This is a genomic window from Trebonia sp. (genome assembly GCF_049794275.1).
In the GTDB taxonomy this organism is placed as follows: Bacteria; Actinomycetota; Actinomycetes; order Streptosporangiales; family Streptosporangiaceae; genus Trebonia.
In genome coordinates this window covers 1-1925 of record NZ_JBARCR010000603.1, presented here as the reverse complement: position 1 = coordinate 1925, position 1925 = coordinate 1, and the positions used below count along the sequence as shown (strand labels likewise).

Annotated in this window: 3 protein-coding genes; 1 reads left to right on the top strand and 2 read right to left on the bottom strand. The window is 68.3% G+C overall.

Going from position 1 to position 1925, the window contains the following annotated elements; all coding sequences use genetic code 11:
* Positions 1–153: 153 nt before the first annotated feature.
* Both WA805_RS16260 and WA805_RS16255 read right to left on the bottom strand, forming a co-directional pair.
* Positions 154–492, bottom strand: coding sequence for a cupin domain-containing protein (locus WA805_RS16260; protein WP_422279692.1), 339 nt, complete (start codon positions 490–492; stop codon positions 154–156).
* A 226-nt stretch (positions 493–718) separates the two neighbouring features.
* Positions 719–1528, bottom strand: a complete 810-nt coding sequence (locus WA805_RS16255; protein WP_425242752.1) for an SAM-dependent methyltransferase — start codon at positions 1526–1528, stop codon at positions 719–721.
* 136 nt (positions 1529–1664) lie between these two features.
* On the opposite strand from WA805_RS16255, the gene WA805_RS16250 reads away from it, so the two are divergent.
* On the top strand, positions 1665–1925 hold a 261-nt coding region (locus tag WA805_RS16250), incomplete at its 3' end, for a GNAT family N-acetyltransferase (RefSeq protein WP_425242751.1).

The following is a 1925-nucleotide window of genomic DNA, read 5'->3' as shown; positions in this document are numbered from 1 at the left end:
TCGTCCGCGTGATCCCCAACCACGTCTGCACGGTCGTCAACCTGACCAGCGAACTCGTGGTCGTCTCCGACGGCGCGGTCGCCGACCGCTGGCCGGTCTCCGCCCGCCGCTAACGCTCTCACGCAATAATCTGGGAGCGTGCCAGACAGTCCGCTAGGCGCTGCCGTATTGCTTGGGCTCAGGTCGCTCGATCATCAGGCCGTAGGCGGGCTCATCGGCCACCGGCCGGTGCCGGACGCCCTTGGGCACAACGAAGATGTCCCCGGCGCGCAGCACCACCGAGTCGCCCCCCTCGAACTCCACCCGGAAGGAGCCGTCCCAGCATAGGTACAGCTCGTCCTGGTCGCGCTGGTGCCAGGGGAACGCCCCCTCGAATCGCACGACCCGCAGCACGCTGCCGTTCGCGAAGGCGAGGTCACGCGACTCCCATGGGTGCGGCAGCTCGGTGATGGCGTCCGGGACCGAAACAGGGGCTGCGGGTTTGGTGCTCATGCGCACTCCTTTTATCCCGAACGGTCTCGTGGCGCCTCCCCCACCCTATGCTGAGCCGCCGGATCTGGTCAGCTCGGCCGCGAGCGAGTGCGCGGCCTTCTCGTCGAGCGGCGCGTGGCCGGCCATAGGGGGTCGATGGGCCATCGACCGCCATAGAGGGTGGTGGATGGCCCATCGACCACCTTCGGCGACGGGTCTGGGCGGCCCGTTCGGGATAAATCTGCTGCTAAGGCTTGCGGGCGACGGCTCCGTTCATGCTGATCTCAGCGCGGGGCGGCAGGATCGCGCCCGGCTCGGGACGCCACTCTGACACCACGACCATGCCCGGGGAGACCAGCGTCAGGCCCTTGAACACCAGGTCCGCGAACACGTCGGCGTCCCGCCCGGTGACGCCTACGCCGCCGCGCGTGTAAGCCTTGCCTGCCTCGATCGCCGCCGGCTCGTACTCGGCGGTGCCGTGCGAAGAAACGACGTAGCTGCCCGGCGGCAGAGCGCCGACCAGGGGTTCGACGATCCGGCGCGCTTCGTCGTCGTCCGGAAAAAAATGCAGCACGGCGACGAGCATCAGCGCGACCGGCTTGCTGAAGTCCAGCGTGTCCCGCGTGACCGGGTGCTCGAGGATACTTTCCGGCTCTCGCATGTCCGCCTCGATGTAGACGGACTTGCCCTCCGGCGTGCTGTCCAGCAGCGCCCGCCCGTGAGCGAGCACGATCGGGTCGTTGTCCACGTACACGACGCGTGCGGCCGGGTTGACGTCCTGCGCGATCTCGTGCACGTTGCCCACGCCAGGCAGCCCGGAGCCGAGGTCGAGGAACTGGGTGATGCCCGCTTCTTCGGCCAGGTACCTGACGGTGCGGCCGAGGAAGGCGCGGTTCTCGCGGGCGGCCGTTCTGACGGGCGGCCACGCTGCCATCGCCCTCGCAGCGGTTTCCCGGTCGGCGGCGAAGTTGTCCTTGCCGCCGAGGAAGTAGTCGTAGATCCGCGCCGTGTGCGCCTTGGACGTATCGACTTCCCGGGGAACGTCACCGTTGTCCACGTCCGGTACCTTACCTCCCGCGGGATTCACTGGCTTCTTCGTGAACGCTTAGCTAATCTCACGGCTCTCCCGGGCCGGCGTCGGTAATCCTGTAGTCCGTGTCGTACGCCGGGCCCTCGTCGCGCATCATGAGCGGGTGAGGATACGCCAGATCGACGCCAGCGAGTGGGTCGAGCGCACCGTCCCTGTCCATGCTTACGCGTTCGCGCCATCGCCCTCGGCGGGCATCCGCGAGCGGATGGCGGGCAATCAGCCGTTCTACGCCGACGACATCACGGTGGTCGCGGAGGACGATGGCGTCGCGGTGGCGTCCGCGTCGGCGGTGCCGATGCGGCAGAACGTCCGGGGAACTGTGTTTCGGATGGCGGGCATCGCCGGTGTCGCCACGTTGCCGCAG